11 protein-coding genes, 1 tRNA gene and 2 pseudogenes are annotated in these 21,348 nt (G+C 68.8%); 7 read left to right on the top strand and 7 right to left on the bottom strand.

The genetic code is table 11. From position 1 onward, the window contains the following. Window positions 1-163 precede the first annotated feature (163 nt). Window positions 164-273 (top strand) — tRNA-Pro (locus ACIRYZ_RS14385). A gap of 226 nt (window positions 274-499) precedes the next feature. Here ACIRYZ_RS14385 and ACIRYZ_RS14380 read toward each other — a convergent pair. Then, a complete protein-coding gene (locus tag ACIRYZ_RS14380) occupies window positions 500-820 on the bottom strand; it encodes a hypothetical protein (RefSeq protein ID WP_402943554.1) in 321 nt (106 codons plus the stop codon). A 305-nt stretch (window positions 821-1,125) separates the two neighbouring features. Continuing rightward, complete coding sequence (locus ACIRYZ_RS14375; RefSeq protein WP_402943552.1) at window positions 1,126-4,815, bottom strand: ricin-type beta-trefoil lectin domain protein; 3,690 nt, start codon at window positions 4,813-4,815, stop codon at window positions 1,126-1,128. Window positions 4,816-5,267: 452 nt separating this feature from the next. Here ACIRYZ_RS14375 and ACIRYZ_RS14370 point away from each other — a divergent pair, with 452 nt between their 5' ends. Further along, window positions 5,268-12,401 (top strand): polymorphic toxin-type HINT domain-containing protein, encoded by a 7,134-nt coding sequence (locus ACIRYZ_RS14370; RefSeq protein WP_402943549.1) that lies wholly within the window; start codon window positions 5,268-5,270, stop codon window positions 12,399-12,401. 3 nt (window positions 12,402-12,404) lie between these two features. Continuing rightward, a complete protein-coding gene (locus ACIRYZ_RS14365; RefSeq protein WP_402943546.1) occupies window positions 12,405-12,722 on the top strand; it encodes a hypothetical protein in 318 nt (105 codons plus the stop codon). 223 nt (window positions 12,723-12,945) lie between these two features. Here ACIRYZ_RS14365 and ACIRYZ_RS14360 read toward each other — a convergent pair whose 3' ends face one another. From ACIRYZ_RS14360 to ACIRYZ_RS14345, 4 genes and pseudogenes are all read right to left on the bottom strand, one after another. Then, the gene (locus tag ACIRYZ_RS14360) at window positions 12,946-13,248 is read right to left on the bottom strand and encodes a tyrosine-type recombinase/integrase (protein WP_402943544.1); all 303 of its coding nucleotides are present in this window, start codon (window positions 13,246-13,248) and stop codon (window positions 12,946-12,948) included. Between the two features lie 43 nt (window positions 13,249-13,291). Beyond that, a pseudogene (gene xerC / locus ACIRYZ_RS14355) lies at window positions 13,292-13,915 on the bottom strand (tyrosine recombinase XerC); the annotation flags it as partial. Window positions 13,916-14,856: 941 nt separating this feature from the next. Continuing rightward, window positions 14,857-15,996 (bottom strand): hypothetical protein, encoded by a 1,140-nt coding sequence (locus ACIRYZ_RS14350; RefSeq protein ID WP_402943542.1) that lies wholly within the window; start codon window positions 15,994-15,996, stop codon window positions 14,857-14,859. Window positions 15,997-16,307: 311 nt separating this feature from the next. Beyond that, window positions 16,308-16,550 (bottom strand): DUF305 domain-containing protein, encoded by a 243-nt coding sequence (locus ACIRYZ_RS14345; RefSeq protein ID WP_402943540.1) that lies wholly within the window; start codon window positions 16,548-16,550, stop codon window positions 16,308-16,310. Window positions 16,551-17,228: 678 nt separating this feature from the next. Here ACIRYZ_RS14345 and ACIRYZ_RS14340 point away from each other — a divergent pair. Next, window positions 17,229-17,510, top strand: a complete 282-nt coding sequence (locus ACIRYZ_RS14340) for an SHOCT domain-containing protein (protein ID WP_402943537.1) — start codon at window positions 17,229-17,231, stop codon at window positions 17,508-17,510. Further along, a complete protein-coding gene (locus ACIRYZ_RS14335; RefSeq protein ID WP_402943535.1) occupies window positions 17,507-18,103 on the top strand; it encodes a sulfocyanin-like copper-binding protein in 597 nt (198 codons plus the stop codon). Before ACIRYZ_RS14340 ends, ACIRYZ_RS14335 begins: the two co-directional genes overlap by 4 nt. A 194-nt stretch (window positions 18,104-18,297) precedes the next feature. Here the strand turns inward: ACIRYZ_RS14335 and ACIRYZ_RS14330 are convergent. Next, window positions 18,298-18,393 (bottom strand): annotated as a pseudogene (locus ACIRYZ_RS14330) (multicopper oxidase domain-containing protein); the annotation flags it as partial. Between the two features lie 177 nt (window positions 18,394-18,570). Here ACIRYZ_RS14330 and ACIRYZ_RS14325 point away from each other — a divergent pair. Next, window positions 18,571-18,786 (top strand): hypothetical protein, encoded by a 216-nt coding sequence (locus ACIRYZ_RS14325; protein WP_402943533.1) that lies wholly within the window; start codon window positions 18,571-18,573, stop codon window positions 18,784-18,786. A gap of 117 nt (window positions 18,787-18,903) precedes the next feature. Beyond that, window positions 18,904-21,204 (top strand): heavy metal translocating P-type ATPase, encoded by a 2,301-nt coding sequence (locus ACIRYZ_RS14320; protein ID WP_402943530.1) that lies wholly within the window; start codon window positions 18,904-18,906, stop codon window positions 21,202-21,204. The last annotated feature ends 144 nt before the right edge of the window (window positions 21,205-21,348 follow it).

Below are 21,348 nucleotides of genomic sequence, written 5' to 3'. Positions count from 1 at the left end.
TGGCGGGATGGTCGACCTGGGGACCATTTTGGGACCACACCCGATGAGCGCTCATGAGCGCTGATGAGCGAAAACGGGCGCTTGGTGCAAAGTTAACATTGGCGAACTGTCGGCTCGCCACTGCGTCGTGCTCGCCAAGGACCGCCAACTCACGTGTGCCTCGCGGTGGTTGAGCAATAAAGAAGCCGATTCTTTGAGCTCTCGGCTGTCGACAATAATTGAACCCCTTGACTGGGGGTCAAGGGGTCGCAGGTTCAAATCCTGTCGTCCCGACTGGGGTTCGCCCCATTGTCGCAGGTCAGAGGCCGTTTTCTCCTTCGCGAGGAAGCGGCCTCTGGCATGCTCCGGGGCCTGCCTCTCACATTCGTCTCACGGTTTCACGGTTCGACGCCGAGCTTGGAGGCTGCTCGGCGTCGTGAGTCAGTGCCGATATATATCCATCCTTCCCGTATATCCGATCTGCCGATCGCTGCATGGAATCAATGATTGCTCGCTGTGATCACAGATTTTGGCTCACGGGTTTGCACTTGACGCCTTTGCCATCGATCAAGTGCGTGCCCGACAGGTCCAGCGGCTGCCCACATGACGGATGAGTCGGGCGATGGTGAGGCACCCGCTGCTGCCTTCGTCGAAGGCGTGGCACGACGTTGAGCCGGCGTTCCTCCTGGCGCAGTGTCAGGTCCTTGTGGTGGCGAAATCCAATCCGGCGCTTCATCGAAGCGCCGAAACCACGAATCTGGCTGCCGCAAAACGGCCGAGTCAACCGATCGTTATTGGTGCCTGTGACGTTCACTCGTGCCGACGTGGCGAAGGTCAGCACTGGCTCTGCGACACTGATGCCCCCGCTACGCGGGTGAACTACGTGGTAGCCATTACCTCGTTGGTAGCAGCGAGCAGCTCTGGAGCGCCTGCGAGGTCTTGCGAGACCCGATCGTGCTGCTGATGGTTGGGCGGTGAACCGGCGCGGCCTCCGGAAGTCGACTGTGTAGGCAGCCACAGACAGAGACACCAAGCCGAGTCTCAACAGACTACCGAGCACCAGAATCCAGGCAGGCACAGACAGGGCGAGGAAGCCGTGACGGCGGTTTCCTCGCCCTGATGTTGCTCTGCCAGTTCGACCGCGTGTTACGGCGTGCGCTCCGGCTGGAGCGTCCACTGCTGGTTGGCCTGCAGGCCCGGGCAGCCCCAGATGCCGAGGCGGGTGCCCTGGTCGGTGGCCCAGCCCGGGAGCTCGAGGCAGCGGCCGTTCGGGTTGTCGGCGTCGACGGTCGCGGGGAGGAAGATGCGGCCGTCGGGGCGCACGGACCACTTCTGGCCGGTACTGCCGTTGCAGGTCGCCAGGACCACGCGGGTGCCGTTGGCGAGGGCATTGTCCTTGGTGGACAGGCACCAGCTGCCGGCGCGGATGGTGCCGTCGGTGGCGAAGTTGAACCGCTGATTGGCGGACTGCCAGCAGCCGTAGATGCCCACTTCGGCGCCGTCACGTGGGCCTCCGACCGCGTCCATGCACTGCCAGCTCACGCTGTTGGGGTGCACGGAGACGCTGGCGTCGGCGTAGCCGAGGAACTGCCAGCTGTCGAAGCCGTCGACCTTGTTCTTGGTGCCGGTGCTGCTTTTGCCGGGGAACACCGTGATGGCGTTGCTGTTGTTGATGGCCCAGAGGTCGGGGTAGCCGTCGCTGTTGAGGTCGGCGGCGCCGACCAGCGGCTGGGCCGCGGTGGTCCAGTTGGCGCCGGTCAGGATCGGCGTGCCGGCGTCCGGCTTGGTCAGGGCCGAGTAGTCGACGGTGCCGTCGGCCTGCCAGGCCAGCGGGTAGGCGTAGATGTTGCCGTTGGTGCGGTGACGGGCCCAGATGGTGGTCTGGTAGGTCGGGTCCGTGGTCCCCGGGACCGTGGTGGCGCCGTTGGCGGCACCAGGGGTGAGGATCTCGTAGTCCGACCAGTTGCCGCTCGTCGTGGGGATGAGTGTCGCGGTGTCGAGGCCGTCGGCGAGGCCGTTGGGCTTGAAGAGGTAGAGGCTGTTGTTCTCGACGGTCAGGAGGGAGGTCTGGGTCATCATGACCTGGTGGTCCGGGTGGCCGGGTTCGCCGCCGATGGCCTCGCCCTCGGGGGTGCCGATGGCCACGACCTGGGAGACGTTGCTCCAGACCTTCTGCGTGTAGGCGGGGCAGGGCGTGTTGGTGCCGTAGGTGGTGCAGGTGGTGGGACGGTTCAGCTGGGCCGGGGTCTGCGTGCCGAAGCGGCCGGTGCCGTCGTTGGGGATCAGGTACAGGACGTCCTTGAGCTGGGGCGTCTTGTCCTTGGTGTAGTGGGCGATGAGCTGGTCGACCGGCTGGCCGACGGCGAAGGTGCCGTGGTGGCTGATCTGGAAGTCGGCCCAGGTGGTGCCGAATTCGCGGTTGCCGGGGGCCGCGGCGGCGGGAGCCGCCAGGGAGGTCGACGGGTCGGTGCTGCCGCCGATGATCCGCAGGTCGCCGTTCTTGTCGGCGATGACGATGTCCGGCTTCTGGTCGTTGGTGACGTCGCCGAACAGCGGCTGGGTGCCGGGCTTCCACGGCACGTAGAAGTTGTAGATCGCGGGCTGGCTGTAGTTGCCGGCGTTGTCCATGGCCCACGCGTACAGGGTGTTGGTGCCCCACTGCTTGGGCTGGTAGTCGTACGGCTGTCCCGGTGCGAGCGTGCCGTTCTGGCCGCACTTCCAGCCGACGACCGGGGTCGGGTCGGTGCTCACCCGCACGCAGGCGACGCCGGAGGCCTGTAGGCCCGGGCCGGGGGCCGGATCGTCGGCGTTGATCGTGAACCTGCCCCAGTCGTTCATGTACTTGGCCGGGGTGGGGTTCGGGGTGCCGGACGGCGGGAAGTCGGTGGAGCTGATGCTGACGCGGGGGTTGGTCCGGTCGACGCGAAAGTAGCACCAGGCGCTGCCGGGCGAGCTGAGGGTGCCGTCGGCGGACTGGGCGTACCAGCCGTACTGGTGGCCGTCGGCGAGCGATCCCGGTGTGACGGACTCGGCGGGGTTGTTGTAGCTGCCGCCCCACCGTCCGTCGGTGAAGGAGAAGTTGCCGTCGTTGTCGTCCCAAATCCGGTAGCTCGTGTACAGGGACTGGCCGGCGGGGGAGTAGCTGTTCGCGGTCAGGTAGATGTTCTGGTTGCTGTTGATCCAGCCGGGGTTGTCCCAGGGGTGGGCGCCGCCGGTGTTGCATTCGGCGGTGCTGTTGTTGCTGGCGAAGCCGGGGGCGGGGCTGGTGTGCGGGTACCAGACGGTGGGAGCGATGTCGTAGGTGGTGGTGATGTACGGGTTGTTGGCGATGTAGTGGCGGTACGTCTTGTCCCACTCGTTGCCCTGTGGGGCGATGCCGACGGTCCACCACGGCCACTGGCCGGCGATCGCCTGCTTCATCATGTCGGTCACGTCGATGGCCAGCGGGCCGGTGCCAGTGAGCCACTGGCCGTTGACGGTCGGGCAGTTCTCCATGGCGACGTTGCCGTTGGTGCCGCAGGGCTGGTCGTTCCAGCTGGTGTGCTCGTAGATGGGTTTGGGAGCCGAGTACACTACGAACGGCGTGTTAGTCCCTGGGCTGGATGCACTGGTGACCTGGGCGTTGAGGACGGAGTTGAAGATGGTCGGCGGGCTTTCGGCACCGCTGGGCTTGGTGTAGAGCGCCGGGTTGATACCGAACTGGAAGTAGGCGCGCTGGCGGCCGAGGTCGCCGCAGTCCAGGTTCGGGTCGCTGCTGTGGTAGCCGCAGTACCCGGTGGCCACGTTGTTCTTCTTGTTGAAGTTCTCCGCCGTCTTGTGGTTCTCCTGGACCTCGACCGAGCCCTGGACTGAGCTTGTGGCGACGAGGGACGGGTCGAGGTACCACGGGCCGGTGCCCGAACCGAGCGCGTCCTGGTTCGGCGTCAGCTCGATCGCTGAGGAGGTGACCTTGGTGGAGATCGCGGCCACGTTCGCCCCGTCGCCCGGCTCTTCGGTAGACGAGCGTATGCCGCCCGCAGGCGCGGAGTCAGCGGCAGGGGCTGCTTCGGCGACGGGCGCGGCGGCGAAAGCAGCCTTCACGGCCTTCGGCGCGGCAGCAGGGGCTGCGGGGGTCGAGGAGTCCCACTGCAGCGGCGAGGGCGAGCGGAAGCGCAGGGCGCCCTTGTCGTCCTTGACATCGATGCGCCCCTGGGCATCGGAGGCCACCGTCAGGCCCTGAGCGGTGATCGGGAACCGCAGGGTCTTCAGCGCCGGGTTGGCGGCCGCCTCGGGGGTGCGGACCACGATCACGTCGCGCCACCCGCCGATGGGCAACGCGGTCAGCTGGAGGTCGACACCGGGCAGCACGTTCGCGTAGGTGGCGGTCGCGCCGTTCAGAGCCGGCTTGGGCAGTGAGAACGGTGCGCCGACGGAGAGCTTCTTGCCGTCGGCGGTGGACACGGTGGCCATCGGGCCGCTGCCGCCGCCGGACAAGGCCAGAGCAGTGCTCGCGACGGTGGGGCTGACGGTGCCGTCCGTGTTCGGCCGCAGAGTCGAGTCGAGGTCAGCCCACGCGCCGTTCTGCTTGGCGCGCACGGGCTGGGCGTTATCTGTGGTGGTGAGGGTGCCGTCGGGGTTCGCCAGGGTCTTGGAAACCTCGTTGGTCATGGCGTCCACGACGACCGCCTTGCCCGTCGACTTTGCCTTGGTGACGGCGTCGACCATGGCCTGCTGCACGGGCGTGCGGGCCGGGCCCGGCGTCGGGGGCACCAGCGGCGGGATCGGCCCTGTCGGCCCGTGCGAGGGCGGAGGCGTGGTGCTGGCGGCGAATGCGACGGGTGCGGCCAGCAGGCTCATGCTCAGGGCACAGCTGGCCCCGAGAGCGGCGAAGCGGACTGCGCGCCTGCGTATCGATGGTGGCGGCGGTGTGGGTGGAAGTGTGTGTGAAGTGATGGGCATGTCTGGTTTTGCGCTCCCCTCCCGATGAGCAATCCCCGTCTGGGTGTTGCGTTCGGGTCGGAACGATGCGGCCTGGCCTGCGGGTAGGTCAAACGCATTGCAGTTCCGCGTGGACATGTCCGGAAAAGATCCGAACCTGCGAGTCAAGACTTAATAACCATCTCATGCATGGTGGTCGAACAACCTGGTGCCGTGTCGGAGGGGGCACATAGTGTCACCCCCATCACTAGCACAGCTGTGCCCATATGACGCTGTGTCGACGTTAAACGAGGGGGCATACGGTGGGGGTTTGGCCTGCCCGGAAACGGGCTGGGGCGAAGACAGCAAGAGGTCGATGGCGGTCACCTGTGATGGCGACGATGGTCGCCCTGGCCATGACCGGGGCGGCCGTGCCGCCCGCGGCGGCCTGGACGTACCCGGCGCCTGAGGGGGAGGTGTGGACTCCCCCGCACACGCCGTTGGGCGGTGCCACCGTCTCGGTGGCGGGACATGACGCCCAGTCGGCGGCCAAGACCGCCGACAAGCCGGCTGACTGGAAGCCGAAGGTCGCGGCACCGGTTGCCACGGGAACCGTGACGGTCACACTCGGGCCCGATGGCGCCGAGGCCGAGGCCGCCCGCAAGGCGACCGGCGGGGCGTCGCCCGCCTCCGGTGGCGCGACGGGAACCAAGGCCGGAGACTTGGCTGTCCGGGTGGCGCCCGGAGTCGGCACGGGCGAGAGCGCACACACGGTCAAGGTCGAGGTCGCCGGTCAGGACAAGGGCAAGGCTGCGGGCGTCACCGGTCCGCTGGTGGCGCTGACCGATGCCGAAGCGCAGACCTCCGGCAACGGGCGTGCGGCGCGCGTCACCCTGGACCTGAAGGCCCTGCAGGCGCACGGGTGGTCGGACCGGGCGGGCCTGGTCGCTCTGCCGGCCTGTTCGCTGACGACACCCGAACGTCCCGAGTGCCGTACGCAGACTCCGGTCCCGGTGAAGTCCGACGGCTCCGGCACGATCACTGCGGACGTCACGCTCCCCCCGGCCCCGGCCCCGGCCCCGGCATCCAGCGGCACGCAGCGCGGCGCCGTGAAGGCGTCGTACACCACCCGGCAAGCATCCGCCCAGTCGCTGACCGACGGCGGTACGGGCAGCACCAGCGGCGGCCCCGTGGTCATCTCCCCCACGCCCTCGCCGTCGGGCGCCATGGGTAGCTACAAGGCGACGCCGCTGTCGCCGTCCTCGTCGTGGACGGCCGGATCGAGTTCCGGCAACTTCACCTACGGCTACCCGATCCAGGTGCCGCCCTCACTCGGCGGGGGCACCCCCGTCGTCTCGCTCAGCTACAACTCGGCCGACGTCGACGGCAAGACGTCCGCGACCAACTCGCAGTCCTCGTGGGTCGGTGATGGCTGGGGCTACGAGCCCGGCTACATCGAACGGTCCTACCGCGACTGCGACAAGGCCGGTATCACCGGCTCTGGCGACCAGTGCTGGGGCGGACAGAACGCCGTCCTCTCGCTCGCCGGTCATTCCGGCACCATCGTGCGCGACGACGCCACCGGCGTCTGGCATCTCGAGGGCGACGACGGATCCAAGATCGAGCAGCTCACCGGTGCACCGAAGACAGGCGGCGACGTCGACTACCGGGACATGGAGTACTGGCGGCTCACCACCTCCGAAGGGACCCAGTACTACTTCGGCCGCAACCACCTCCCCGACGGCGACGGCAGCGACCCGGCCGCCAACTCGGTCCTCACCACCCCGGTCTACTCACCGAACAACGGCGACCCCTGCTACAGCTCCGCCACGGGCAAGAACTCGTGGTGCCAGATGGCGTGGCGCTGGCAGCTCGACTACATCGTCGACGCGCACGGGAAGCTGACCACGTACAAGTACGCCACCGAAGGCAACAAGTACAGTCGCGGCGGTGCCCAGAACAACGGCAACGGCACCCTCACCGACTACCAGCGGGCCGCCTATCTCCAGGAGATCGGCTACGGCCAGCGCCTGGACGACCAGAAGGCCGCCAAGGGGGCATTCAACCCCGCCGCAAAGGTTGTCTTCAAGGCCGACGAACGCTGCAAGGCCTCCGGCGCGATCACCTGCGCGGAGGACCAGCGCACAGCCGCCAACGCCGACGCCTGGCCAGACGTGCCGATCGACCAGATCTGCACCGGGTCCGGCACGTGCTCGAACTATGCGCCGACGTTCTTCACCACCAAGCGCCTGACCGCCATCACCACCCGGGTCCTCGTCGGCTCCGCCTACCGCGACGTCGACACCTGGTCGCTGTCCCAGTCGCTCGCCGACCCCGGCGACGGCACCAAGCGCACCCTGCAGCTCGACTCCGTCCAGCGCACCGGCTCCAACGGCCAGACGCCGATCAGCCTGCCGGCCGTCACGTTCACCTACGTGATGATGGCCAACCGCGTCGACGGCCTCGTCCCGGCCGCGCCGATGTTCGTGCGTCCGCGCATCCAGGGCATCACGACCGAGACCGGCGGCCGGATCAACGTCATCTACACGGACCCCGAATGCTCCCGGGTCAACAACCACATGCCGGCCTCCGAGGACGCCAACACCATGGCGTGCATGCCGGTCAAGTGGTACCTGCCGGGCCAGTCGTCCCCGGACCCGGTCAACGACTGGTTCAACAAGCCGCTCGTGAGGACCGTCACCGAGCAGGACCTCGTTGTCACCCCGTCCGTCGGCAAGACCGCCGAGTACACCTACAACGGCGGCGCCGCATGGCATCGCAATGACGCCGAGTTCACCGATCCCAAGACCCGCACCTGGGACAACTTCCGCGGCTACCAGTCGGTGACAACCACCACCGGCAGCGGATCGGTCAGCGAGGCGCCGAAGACCCAGCACACCGTCACCTACCTGCGTGGCATGGACGGCGACTACCTCGCCAACGGAACCCAGCGCAGCATCCAGGTGACCAGCCCCCTCGGCGGCAGCGTCACTGACAGCGACTGGCTCAGCGGCCGCGTCGTCGCCACCGAGAACTTCGACCAGGCGGGCGGCAGCGTCCAGTCGGTCTCCGGAAGCACCTACAACGGCCAGCAGGTCACCGCGACCCACGCCCAGAGCGCGGGCGCACCGAAGATCTACGCTCGCTACCCGGACTCGCAGACCACCGATATCGCCAAGGCCAAGCTGGCTGACGGAAGCTGGCGCACCACCACGGTCTCCAGGGTCACCGACCCGGCCCACGGGAACCGGGTGACCCAGGTCAACGACAAGGGCGACGGCACCGCCGCCACCCCTGAGACCTGCACCACCACCAGCTACGCCAACAGCGACAACCCGCAGTTCCTGACGCTGCCGTCGGAGGTCGTCACTGTCCAAGGCACATGCGGCACCACGCCGTCCGCCTCGAACACGATCACCGGCAGCCGCACCGTCTACGACGGCAAGCCCTTCGGCCAGGCAGGAACGGTCGGAGACCCGACCAGTACCCAGGTCCTTGACCACTTCGACCAGAGCGGCAACCCCGTCTACGCCCACAACGGCAGCGCGACGTTCGACGTCTACGGACGGCCCCTGACGACCGCCACGACCGACGGCTCCACCTACGACCGATCCGGCACTCAACTGAGCGCCCCCTCGGTCACACCCGCCGTCACGACCGCCGCCGTCACGCCCGCCTCCGGCACCCTGCCCACCGAGGTCCGGAGCACCGGACCGATGGGCGCCGACTGGATGACGACCGTCACACAGGACCCGGCCCGCGGCTCGCCGTTGACCAACCAGGACATCAACGGTCGTGTCACCACCGCCCAGTACGACGCCCTGGGCCGCGTCACCGCGGTGTGGACACCGGACAGGCCTACCACGGCAGCCCCGAGCAAGAAGTTCACCTACCAGGTCCGCGGTACCGCCGGGCCGGCCACGATCAAGACCGAGACGATCAACGACGACGGAGTCACCTACTCCGCGACCATCGACCTCCTCGACGGCCTCGGGCGTCCGCGCCAGAGCCAGAGCACCAGCGCCGCCTACCCGACCGGACGGCTGATCACCGACACGGTCTACGACACGCACGGGTGGGTCATCAAGACCTCCAACCCGTACTACGAGGGCAGTTCCTTCCCCATCGATTCGATCTTCATCCCGGTGGGTGACGGCCAGATTCCGGGCCAGACCTGGAACATCTACGACGGCGCCGGACGGGTCCTGCGCTCGGAGTTCCGCTCCTACGGCAACCTCCAGTGGGCCACCACCACGGCCTACCCCGGCGCGGACCGCACCGATGTCACCCCGCCCGCAGGGGCGGCACCGACCTCGACCGTGACCGATGCCCGCGGCCGTACCACCGCTATGTGGCAGTACCGGACGGCTTCCGCGACGGGCAACTCCGCCGACGCCGATGTCACCACGTACGGATTCACGCCGGGCGGCCTCGCCTCTCAGCGCACCGACAGCAGTGGCAACACCTGGAGTTACACGTACGACCAGCGAGGACGCCAGATATCCGCGTCCGACCCGGATACCGGCGTGACCCAGACGTTCTACGACGCCAACTCCCGCATCGACCACACCACCGACGCCAAGAACAACACCCTCGCCTACAGCTACGACCTGCTCGGCCGCAAGACCGGCACGTACAGCGGCAGCATCGCACCGACGAACCAACTGGCGTCCTGGACCTACGACACAATCCTCAAGGGACAGCCCACCGCTTCGACCCGCTACGTCGGCGGAGCCACCGGCTCGGCCTACACCGAGGCCGTCACTGGTTACGACACCGTCTACCGGCCGCTCGGTAACTCGGTCACCATCCCCTCCGCAGAGGGCGCGCTGGCAGGCACCTACACCACCACCAACACCTACAGCGACGTCATCGGGTCGCTGAAGAAGGTCGACATCCCCGCCGCCGGCGGCCTGCCGGCCGAGACCGTCAGCTACGGCCGCACCATCACCGGCCTGCTCACCTCGGCAGCCAGCCGCGGCAAGGCCGTCATCGCCAAGGTCGAATACGACGCGCTCGCCCGGCCCGTGCGCACGACTGCCGGAGAATACGGTCGACAGGTCGTCTCCACTCAGCAGTACGACTGGGCCACCGGACGGGTCGTCAACTCCTTCATCGACCGCCAGGTTGGCACCGTATCCGTCGACCAGACGAGCTACACCTACACGCCGTCCGGCCGGATCACCTCCGCGTCCACCATCCAGGACGCCTCGGCGACCGACTCCCAGTGCTTCACCTACGACTACCTGGGCCGGCTGACCGGCGCCTGGACCGACACCGCAGGAACCTCAACCACCGCTGACTGGACCGACTCCGTCGGCACCAAGCACGGCACTGGCAGCTCCACGACGGTGCCCGGCATCGGCGCCTGCATTAACAAGGACGGCCCGGCCACCGTCAGCCCCGGCGGCCGAACCGTCGGCGGCCCGGCGCCCTACTGGAACACCTACACCTACGACGCGACCGGCAACCGCACCGGCCTCGTCCAGCACGACACCACCGGCAACAGCCTCAACGACACCACCACCACCCAGACTTTCGGAGCCGCCAAGAGCACCAACACCCCCACCAGCGCCCCCAACACCGGCGGCGGAACCGGCGGGCCCCACACCCTGCTCACCTCCACCACCAGCGGACCGGCTGGCACCACGGCCGTCACCTACCAGTACGACGCCAAGGGCAACAGCACCGCCATCACCGACACCAGTGGCACCACCACCCTGACCTGGAATGGCGAGGACAAGCTCGACTCCCTCACCAAGACCGGCCAGGCCGGCGCCACCACCTACCTGTACGACGCCGACGGCAACCAGCTCATCCGCCGCAACCCCGGCAAGACCACCCTCAACCTGCCCACCGACGAGCTCACCCTCGACACCGCCAGCGGCTCCACCAGCAACGTCCGCTCCATCGCCGCCCCCGGCGGCCTGACCTACAACCGCGTCACCGCCCCCGTCGGCGGAGGCACCGTCCTGATCCAGGCCGCCGACCCGCACGGCACCAACGGCGTCCAGATCAACACCAACGCCGCCCAGACCATCACCCGCCGCCCCACCGACCCGTTCGGAAACCCCCGCGGCACCCAGCCCACCGCCTCCGCCTGGGCCGGCACCAAGGGCTTCGTCGGCGGCACCAAGGACGACACCACCGGCCTCACCAACCTCGGCGCCCGCCAATACGACCCCGTCCACGGCCGCTTCATCAGCCCTGACTCGATCCTCGACGCGGCCGACCCCCAGCAGTGGAACGGCTACGCCTACAGCAACAACAACCCCGTCGACCTCTCCGACCCCAGTGGCCTGCGGCCCGAGGGCGTCTGCGGCGGCTTCGGCACCTGCACCACTGCCCATAACGACATCATCACCGAGACGTTCGAGCCCAAAAGCGACGGCACCTGGACGGAGAAGTACTGGAGCCCGGACTCCGGAACTGCCAAGTACCCGAACATCGTCAGCCCGCACTACTTCCTCGTCTACGACGACAAGCCCACGTGGCAGCGGGTCAAGGAGACGTTCGACGGCCTCTCAATGGTGGTTCCTGCAGCGTCCGTCGTCACGGCCGGCATGAACGTTGTCGACGGCCACTACTCTGACGCCGCCCAGGACCTCGCGGGCCTCATACCCGGCGAGAAGCTTGCCGCGAAGGCCGGAAAGCTCCTAAAGACAGCTGGAAAGTCCACGAAGGAAGCGGAAAAGGTCGAGGAGACGGCTGAAACGGCCGCAACCGCGGCTTGCCCCCTTCCTCAGCTGCTTGCGGATGCGACACACAGCTTCCCTCCTGGCACGCGAGTCCTCCTGGCGGATGGCACAACCCAAGCCATTGAGAACCTCCAGGTCGGCGATCAGGTCGAGGCAACGGACCCGCTGACCGGGAACACCCAGCCCAAGCCCGTCACCCGCACCATCCGCACGCCGGACGACAAGCAGTTCACCGACCTGACCCTGCAAACCAACGACTCTGGCAACGCATCCAGGCAAGTTGAGAACCTCACCAGCACTCAGCACCATCCGTTCTGGGATGAAACCACCCGCCGCTGGACCAATGCCTCGGAACTGCACTCCGGCGATGAAGTCCGCACTGCAGGCGGGGAAACCTTCACGGTCATGGATGTGAGGAACTACGAGTCTGTCCCCCAGGCGGCCTATGACCTCACTGTCGCTGACCTTCACACGTACTATGTCCTCGCGGGGAACACGCCGGTCCTAGTGCACAACGACTCGACGGCCTGTAAGGCTGGCGCGAATGGCTGGCCGATTCCCAATATGCGCAACTGCAAGGAATGTGCCGAGATAATTCAGAAAAAGATCGGTGGTGTAATCAATCATGTCAAGGATTCCATGGGTGCCCCGGTGCTCGGCCCATCTACGCATGATCCGCTTGGGAAGTGGGACGAGCATTTTGTGGTAATCAAGGACGGCATCGCCTATGACGGATTCACGGGCCCTAATGGTATGCCACTTGACCAGTATCGGAAGCAGTGGCAGTACGGGGAATACCTGAATTTTACTCCCGTGGGTGGTGAGTAAGGCGTGGAATTGCGAGAGCTCTGTTTCCACCTGAAGAATCGTCGACGCATGTATTTGCTCGATGACCGTTACTCAACGGTGGTGGCGTTCCTTGAGGGATTCAATGCGGCGCTCGATGGTGAGCCTCTGTCCGGATTTCAGGAGTGGGCTTCCCATCGGATTCTTGGCTCCTCTTGCCCCGTGCACTGGTCATATATTGTGGCCTCAGAGCGGGTTTCTGGAATTCTAGATGGCAAGATCGGTATCGATCAGATTCCAGCTGACGTTGAGATCCTCCTCATCGATGACCTGGCGGGCCTGATCGAGGCTTTTCTGGGCTGAGATGTTGACGTCCTGACCGCGCTGGGGGTCAAGGGGTCGCAGGTTCAAATCCTGTCGTCCCGACTGTGAAGTCGGTTGTGAGAGCGGGTACTTGGGAATCCAAGTGCCCGCTCTCAGCCGTTCCCGGGGGGTCGTGTGGTCGCAGGGTGGTCGCGTCCGGCTCTCTGACCTGGTGCTTTGTGGCCAGGGTGAGTCCAAGGTGATCGCGAGCCCTGACGTGACATCAGTTGATCTCGCGTGGGAGGTCTGCCCGGTCGAGTGCGTCGGCGAGGGCGGTGACGGCTTCGCGGGCGGCTTGGGGGAGCAGGTGGCCGTAGATGTTGACGGTGGTGGCCAGGGTGGAGTGCCGCAAGGTCTTGGAGACGACGGCGAGCGGTACCTGAGAGCTGATCATGATGGTGGCGGCGGTGTGCCTGAGGTCGTGCAGGCCGATCTGGGGCAGGCCGATCTCGGCTGAGCGTCGGCGCAGAGTGTGCAGGAGACGCTCGGGGTTGATGGGCTTGCCGTCGGGGCGGGTGAAGACCATGGCCCTGCAGGCGGGGTTGCTCGGGGTGGGTGCTGCGGTGGCGGACGGTTTGTCGGCGCAGGGCGGCAGTGACGCGGGGGGAGAGGCTGACCCAGTTGCGGCTGGCGCGGGTCTTGGGCGCCTGCAGGTGCAGGCGGGCATTGTTCACCGAGGCCAGGGTCCAGCGCACGAACAGGACCCGCTGCTGGAGATGGATGTCGGGCCAGTGCAGGCCCAGGACCTCGCCGCGGCGCATGCCGGTGCCGAGGATGACCTCGAAGATGTCGGCGTAGACGTCGTTGTAGGTCTCGGCGTTGTGGTGCAGGAAGGCGGAGGCCTGCTGAGGTGTCCAGCAGAGCCGCTCGGGTGCGGCGGGCCGCTTCAACGCCGCGTTGCGGGCGGGGTTACGGGCCAGTAGGTCGGCACTGACGGCGGCGTTCATGGCGCTGGAGAGGATGGCGCAGCAGCGGTGGACGGTGGGCCGGCCGCGGCCGGCGGCCAGCTGCCGGCGGGACCAGGTGGTGACGTGCCGGTCTCGCAGGCCGGTCAGGGGGAGCGGCCCGAAGGCCGGTATGAGGTCGTGGTGGACATGGCGGTGGTAGCCGGCGTAGGTGGTGGCCTTGAGGATCTCGCGCTTGGAGAGCAGCCACTCCCTCAGGTAGTCGGCAACGGTCAGGGTCTCGTCCACCGCTATGCCGGTGCGCTCGGCCAGCAGGAAGTTCTGCAGTGCGGCGAGGGCTGTGCTCTGGTTGGGGAAGCCACCGCGGCGGCGGGTTTCACGCTTGCCGGACAGGGAGGGCAAGTCCACAGCGTAGGCCCAACTGCCATGACTGGGAATGGTGTTCAGTTTTGGGCAGCGGGCGCCGTACTGGCGGCCGTCGATGTCGCGGCAGCCGCAGCGCCGGTAGACGCGTCCGCGTGTGGGATCGGTCGAGTTCACGGGAATCGACTCCTTGTGTGATCGGGCTGCGCCCAGCTTCACGGCGGGCTGGCCTGGCGCGGCAGGGGGCGGATCATGGCGTCGGGGAAGCGAATCTGGCGATCACGTTGGCCTGTGAGCTGCGGTGATCCCCTTGGAAAGCGCACAAGGGGAAGGGAATGCCGATTCGGTGGGCGATTATCGGAGGTGTGCAGAGTCGGCTTCGGGGCGACGAAGAATGAGGGCGACGGATCGGGCAGTGACGCCCTGGAGCCCTGTTTCATTTTCATCCGTATGCCGGATGGATGACGCCTGGAGTGGCGACTGGGGTTGTCGAATACGGCACGCCACGATTCGGATCACGATCACCGAGAGTGCCCCCGGGATCTTCTGGGGGCTCTCGACGGCGACGGCCCAGGTGCTACGCCGGGGGTCGATGGCGAGGCGCGGGCAACGGACGCCGAGTTGTCGGCAGTCGGCCGCGCGGCAGGCGCAGCGCTGGTAGCTGCGGCCTCGGTTGGGGGCGTGTGGTGATTGCCACGGAGGGTCGTGTGCGGGGGTGTTCTCTTCCCAGTCTGCGTCTGCGCGGGCGACCGCCGTGCGACCGCCAGTCTCGGAAAGCCGGGATGAGCTGCGGTTCTCCCTTGAGCAGGCGAGGGAGAACCCGAGTGTGTTGGCTGTGACCAGGGCCCGTCCGGGTACCGAGCGCCTCAGATCAGCCGGTCGCGGTTGCGTGTGGCGGTCGCGCGTACCAGCTGGGCGAAGCGTGCGCGGCTGTGGTGCTGGTGCGCTTCGGCCTCCCGTTCCTCGTCGTCCTCGGCGTCGTCCTCTTCTTCGTTGTCGAGTTCGTCGTACTCGCTGTGGAGGAGCCAGCAGCCGTGGATGCTGGCGAGGAGGTCTTCGAGGAGGTCGCGGGCTGGGTGCTTGGGGTCGAGCGGGGTCAGGCGCAGGGCGAGGTCCTCGATGTCCTCGTCGCCGCCCGGGTACTTGGCGAGGGTCTCCTCGAGGTCGTCGAGTTGCTCGCGCAGGGCGGTGGGGTCGGGCAGGAGGCCGTCGGCGACGTGCATGGCGTGGCGGACGAGGGTGGTGACGGCCTCGTTGGGGGAGGCCCCGGAGTCGAGGAGTTCGAGGACGAGGGTCGGTGTTTCGTGGGGGAGGGCCTCGACGTCGTCGGCTTCGAGGAGGACCGTGGTGGGGTTCTGGCCGGAGGCTTCGGCGGCGACTTCGGCTGCGGCGGCCAGCCAGTGGGCGGCGGCGACCGAGGCGGCAGTGGGGTCGACGTCGGAGAACAGGGCCGCCGGTCCGAAGGGGTCCTGTTCGAGGAGCCGGTCGGCGGCGGCGACCTGGACGGGGGAGGCGTCCTCGCGGCTCAGCAACACGGCCTGCTGGGCACGTCCGCTGAGGTTTCCGAGTTCGGCGCTTTCCACGGCGGCGAGTTCGGTGGCGCTCTCGGCGAGGACGGCCTTGGTGAGGTCCGGGCTGTCGAGGGCGTGCAGGGCACGGCCGACCTGGTGGGCGGATTCGAGCAGGGGGCTGTAGCAGACGATCATGCCGGTCTGGGGGAGGTTGGGCTGGGAGATCGCCTGGGTGACCTCGGTGAAGGCTTGGCGTTCCTGTTCGCGCCGCCAGCCCTCGCTGTCGGGCTCCAGGGAGTCGGTGGCACTGGCAGGGTGGGTGTAGGTGTGCCAGGCGGCTTCCGACAGGTGCGTGAGGGCGCGGGCCAGGCGCAGGAGCGCGGCAGCGTCTGCGTCGGCGGGGAGGGCGGTGATACGGGCTGCGAGGTCGCCTTCGCCGGTGCCCCAGGTCGTGATCAGTTCATGCCGGGTGGAATCGACGCTGTAGCGGGTCATGGCAGGACTCCTCAGGCTCGGTTCTGTCACATCACCAACGGTCGAACCGCTCTGGCAGACATGGGAGCGGCAGGTCGCTGAACCGGCGGGCACCGTTGGCAGCCGACTGCGACGATGAAGCGGTGCACGCGGTAGCCGTTGACGGTGAGTCGGCCATAGGTCGGCTCGCTGGCTCAAGCGGGCCGCAGGGCTCGACCGGGATGCCGACAGGGGCGTTCCGGTCTCCGGGGTCACCAAGAGGGAACGCCTGCCGCGGGGCGGCAGATGGCTCCGGCCCCGTAGTCACGCGCGGCCTGCGGGACCACAACGGGTCAGGACAGCGGTGTGGCTCCGCGTGCGGCGAGCATCTGGGTCATCATCAGGATCTCGGCGCTCTGGGAGGACACCATCGACCGGGCCAGTTGCTTCTCCGGGGTGTTCTTCGCCAGGTCGACGTAGCCCTGGGCCATCGCGACGCCGCCCTTGTGGTGTTCGATCATCAGTCGGAGGTAGAGCACTTCGGCGGCTTTGTCGGAGAGGGCGCGCAGCTGGTCGAGCTGGGTGTTGGTGGCCATGCCGGGCATCAGGGAGCCGTGGCCATGTCGCGGGCGAACCCGGCCTCCGGCGAGTCGCTGGCCGGGGCCGTGGCCGTACTGCCCGCCGCGTTCGGCGCGCCTGCGACTAGGGCCGGCACACCGAGCGCGAGCGCCACGGCTACGGCCAGGGCAGCCGGCCACCACACACGCCGCCGTACCGGCCGGCCCTGGGCAGGGTTGACGGGCGCGCTTCCCGTCCCGCCTCGCTGGTCATTCAGGTGACTCCTCGCCCGCGCGCCCGCACGTGTAACGGCATCCGATATCGGAAGGCGATATATGAGCGCGCCAGGCGCTGGCATCGGCTGTCGGACCGCAGGGTTTCCCGGGCTGGGTCACGCGGTGGCTCGCAGCGACGTCGTCCGATCTCCCCGAGGTCGGACGGCACTCCGGCGGGCACGCCACGGGCTGTGGCACCACGCATCAGTGGTGGCGTGACCCGGCGGTTCAGCGCCCTGACCTCCGTCGGGGCTCGTCGGCCTCCCCAGCCGTCAATGAGGGGGCGGCCGGTTCCTCGGCACCTCCACCCGTCAGGGCCGGTCGGCCTTCCCGGTGGGATCGTTCGGCCCGCGCTCGGCCTACCGGCTCGGAGGGACGCTGGACTCACGGCAACGAGGTCGTCCGGTGCCGCGCTGCCCAGGGTGACGAGGTGAGACGCGCATGATGTTCTGGTACGACGGCGGCTGGGGCTGGGGTGGGTGGCTCGCCATGGCCGTGTTCATGGTGGTGTTCTGGGCGCTGGTGATCGCCGGTGTCGTCGCGCTCGTCCACTACCTCACCGGCGCCCGCCACGGTCATCAGCCGGGCCCGACTCCCCCTTCCGGCGAGCCGGGCTCAGACAGCAGGGCGGCTGAGGACCTGCTCGCCGAGCGGTTCGCCCGTGGGGAGATCGACGAGGACGAGTACAGGCGGCGGATCGCGGTGTTGCGGGAGCACCGGTGAACATCCACGTCGCAAATCGGAGGGGAGGGTGGCTGGTGGTCCTTGTCGGGGCGGTCGCCGCGCTCGTGCTGGGCATCGCCACAACAGCACTGTTCGCCACCATGGGGCCCTTCCACGGCACAGGGCCCGGGCCTTGGCAGGCTCCCGCAGCCCGGTGCGACGCGCCCGCCCTGCCGGGCCGCGTCATCGACGTGACCACGAGCGACATGGGGCCGGGCATGACGGGCGGCGGCCCGCACTCGCAGGTGGGCATGATGCGCCTACACTCCGATGCGAACACGGTCCCGACGGGCCAGTTGTCGCTTCGGATCTTCAACGCGGGCGCGCTCACGCACGAGGTGATTGTGCTGCCCTTGTCCGCAGGTCAACGGGTGGGCGACCGCCCCGTCGGTTCTGAGGGGCGGGTCGACGAGACCGGTAGCCTCGCGGAGGCGTTACGCACCTGCGGCTCGGGCACTGGAGACGGGATCCGTTCCGGCGCGGTGGCCTGGACCACGATGACCCTGCAACCCGGCCGCTACGAGCTGGTCTGCAACTTCCCCGGCCATTACGCCGCCGGCATGTACACCGAGCTGGACGTCACCAGCCCGTAGGAGGCGGCTCAGGAGGGAACGGAGCCTGTCGAGGCAACGACCGGACCCGCCCATGGCCGCCGGGGCCGTCCTCGTCGGCTCGTCTCCATGGCGACTCTCGGTTCACATGCTCCTGGGAGCGCAGCAAGCGACAGTGCCGCAGCGGGTTTCCGGGGCAGCGGCCTTGTCGAGGGTGTCGGCGTCGGCCTTGCCGGTCAGGCCTGGTACGCCAGGACCCCGATCATCCCGGCCTCTTCGTGATACGCGTTGTGGCAGTGGGTGACCCACTGGCCGGGATTGTCCGTGTCGAACTCGCAGGTGACCGGGCGGGAGGCTTCGAGTCAGCACGACGTCACCCAGACCCTCACATCCCAAGGCCCGCTCCAGGTACTCGCCGACGAGGACCGGCTCGCCCAGATCCTGATGAACCTGCTCACCAACGCCCTCGCAGCCTGCGACCCCGGAGACCAGGTCACGATCAGCCTCATGTGCTCGCCGTCGACGACGAACCCAAGATCCGCGACATCGCGCGCGCCTGCCTGGAAGCCGACGGATTCACCGTCACCGAGGAACCCGACGGACCTGTCGGCCTGCGCGCCGCACGCGAGCAGAACCCCCGACCCGTCGTCCTGCACATCACGCTGCCGGGGGGGCAACTCGCGGATCGGGACGCCCTGCCAGCACGCGCCTGGACGGCCCGTTGATCTAGGCCTGAAGGCCCCTGGCCGTAGACCGGCCGGTGCGGTCTCCTGGAGGGAGGACACGCGGAGCGAGCGGAGCGGACGGTGAACCGGCGGCAGTCAGGACGGCAAGGGGAGCCAGTGGCACCGGCCCCTGCCCGGCAGTGGCTGGCGCCAGTACTGCTCGGCTTCACCGCCGCCGCCCTGGTCGCGGGCGGTTGCGCGTGGCTGGCCGACGCACGGATCCTGGCGGACGCGTGCTGGGCGGTGGGCACGGTCGCGGCGATTGTGCCGTCCGTGGCCTGGGTGGTTGCTGCGCTGCGACGCGGCAAGGCCGGAGTCGACCTGATCGCGGTCCTCGCCCTGGCGGGCACGCTGGCCACGGGCGAGTATCTGGCCGGTGCGCTGATCGCGCTCATGCTCGCTACCGGCCGCTGGCTGGACGCCGCGGCCGAACGCCGCGCCTCCCACGACTTGCGCCACCTGCTGGAACACGCTCCACGCACGGCCCGCCGCCGCACCGGAGGCCAGGTGCACACCATCGACCTGGCCGAGGTCCGGGTGGGTGACCTGCTGGTGGTCGGGCCGGGAGAGGTTGTCCCGGTCGACGGGCGCATCGAGGGCCATGCCGCGGTCCTGGACGAGTCCGTCCTGACCGGGGAGTCGGCCCAGGTCGAACGCGCCGTGGGCGAGCGGGTGCGCAGTGGCGGGGTCAATGCGGGCACCGCCTTCGAGTTGCGGGGCGAGGCGAGTGCGCGGGACAGCACCTACGCGGAGATCGTGCGCCTGGCCGAGCAGGCCGGTGCCGAGGCCGCCCCGGTGGTCCGGCTGGCCGACCGGTACGCCGCGTGGTTCCTGCCCTTGTCGCTGGCGGTGGCCGGCCTGGCGTGGTTGGTCAGCGGCGATGCGGTGCGGGCTGTGGCGGTGCTGGTGGTCGCCACCCCGTGCCCGCTGCTGCTGGCCGCTCCGGTCGCGATCGTCTCCGGTCTGTCGCGCGCCGCCCGGCAGGGCGTGGTGGTCCGCGACGGCGCTGCCCTGGAGACTCTTGGCCGGGCCCGCACCCTGGTCCTGGACAAGACCGGCACCCTCACCGCAGGCCGCCCCTGCGTCATCGACATCGCCGCCGCCCCCGGCCACACGCCCGCCGACGTCCTCACCCTGGCCGCCTCCGTCGACCAATTCTCCCCACACGTCCTTGCCCAGGCCATCACCGACGAGGCCCGCGCCCGCAGCCTGACCCTCCGGCCGGTCCGCGACATCGCGGAGGTGCCCGGCCGCGGCGCCACCGGACGCCTCGACGGCACCGTTCTGAGCGTCGGCCGACGCGGGCACGACGACACACCGCTGCCCGGCTGGGCGCGTGCGGCCGACAACCGTGCCACCCTGGACGGCGCCGCCGTCGCCTGGCTCACCACCGACGGCACGCTCACCGGCGCGATACTGCTGCGTGATCCACTGCGCCACGACGCCCCACGCACCCTGCGCCGCCTGCGCGACGCCGGCATCGAGCGCCTGCTGATGCTCACCGGCGACCGCGCCGAGCCGGCTCGGGAGATCGCCGCCGTCCTCGGCCTCGACGACGTCCACGCCCAGCAGACCCCGGCCGACAAGGTCGCCGCGGTGCGCGCCGAACGTGGGCGCGCGGTCACCGTCATGGTCGGCGACGGCGTCAACGACGCCCCCGCGCTGGCCGCCGCCGACGTCGGCGTGGCCATGGGCGCCCGCGGCTCCAGCGCTTCCTCCGAGGCCGCCGACATCGTCCTCACCACCGACCGGGTCGACCGTCTCGCTGACGCTGCCGCCATCGCGGTACGCGCCCGGCGCATCGCCGTGCAGAGCGCGCTCGGTGGGATGCTGATGTCCCTCGCCGCGATGGCCGCCGCCGCCTTTGGCCTGCTGCCGCCCGCCGTCGGCGCCCTGCTCCAGGAGGCCATCGACGTCGCGGTCATTCTCAACGCCCTGCGTGCCCTGCGCCTCGACCGGACCGCCCTGCCCACCATCGAACCGGCCACCGAGCAGCTCCTGCGACGTTTCGCGGCCGAGCACGACGACCTGCGTGAGGTCATCGAGGCCGTCCGTGAAGCCGCCGACCACCTGACCGACGCAGCCGACCCGCGCGCCCTGGACGCCGTCCGCCATGTCGACCGGCTTCTCACCGACCGGCTCCTGCCCCACGAACTCGCCGAGGAGTACCAGCTATACCCGGCCCTCGCTCCCGCCCTCGGCGGGAGCGAGGCCACGGCCACCATGAGCCGCGCCCACACCGAGATCCACCGCCTCGCCCGCCGGATCGCCACCCACCTGCAACTCGCCGACACCAACCACGGCCACCTGCGCGACGAACAGCTCGACGACCTGCGGGCCTGTCTCTACGGCCTCCACAGCGTGCTGCGCCTGCACTTCGCCCAGGAGGAGGAGAACTACTTCTCTCTCGCACACTGATCGAACAGAGAAGTGGGGGGGGGGGGGGGGGGCCCCCCCCCCCCAAAACCCCCCCCCCCCCGGGGGGGGGGGGGGGGGGGGGCGGGCCCCGGGGGGGGGCCGCGGGGGGGCGGGGGCGCGGGGGGGGGGGGGGGGGAGCCGGGG

Source organism: Kitasatospora sp. NPDC101155, from assembly GCF_044768305.1.
Classification (GTDB): domain Bacteria; phylum Actinomycetota; class Actinomycetes; order Streptomycetales; family Streptomycetaceae; genus Kitasatospora.
Note: the sequence above shows the minus strand (reverse complement) of the source record. Positions and strands in the feature narration are given on the sequence as shown.

Excerpts from the sequence above, each read along its gene's own strand:
- ACIRYZ_RS14360 (WP_402943544.1), bottom strand. The coding sequence starts at position 13,248 with ATGGTCTTCACCCGCCCCGACGGCAAGCCCATCAACCCCGAGCGTCTC.
- ACIRYZ_RS14375 (WP_402943552.1), bottom strand. The coding sequence starts at position 4,815 with ATGAGCCTGCTGGCCGCACCCGTCGCATTCGCCGCCAGCACCACGCCT.
- ACIRYZ_RS14370 (WP_402943549.1), top strand. The coding sequence starts at position 5,268 with ATGGCGACGATGGTCGCCCTGGCCATGACCGGGGCGGCCGTGCCGCCC.
- ACIRYZ_RS14345 (WP_402943540.1), bottom strand. The coding sequence starts at position 16,550 with ATGGCCACCAACACCCAGCTCGACCAGCTGCGCGCCCTCTCCGACAAA.
- ACIRYZ_RS14340 (WP_402943537.1), top strand. The coding sequence starts at position 17,229 with ATGATGTTCTGGTACGACGGCGGCTGGGGCTGGGGTGGGTGGCTCGCC.
- ACIRYZ_RS14350 (WP_402943542.1), bottom strand. The coding sequence starts at position 15,996 with ATGACCCGCTACAGCGTCGATTCCACCCGGCATGAACTGATCACGACC.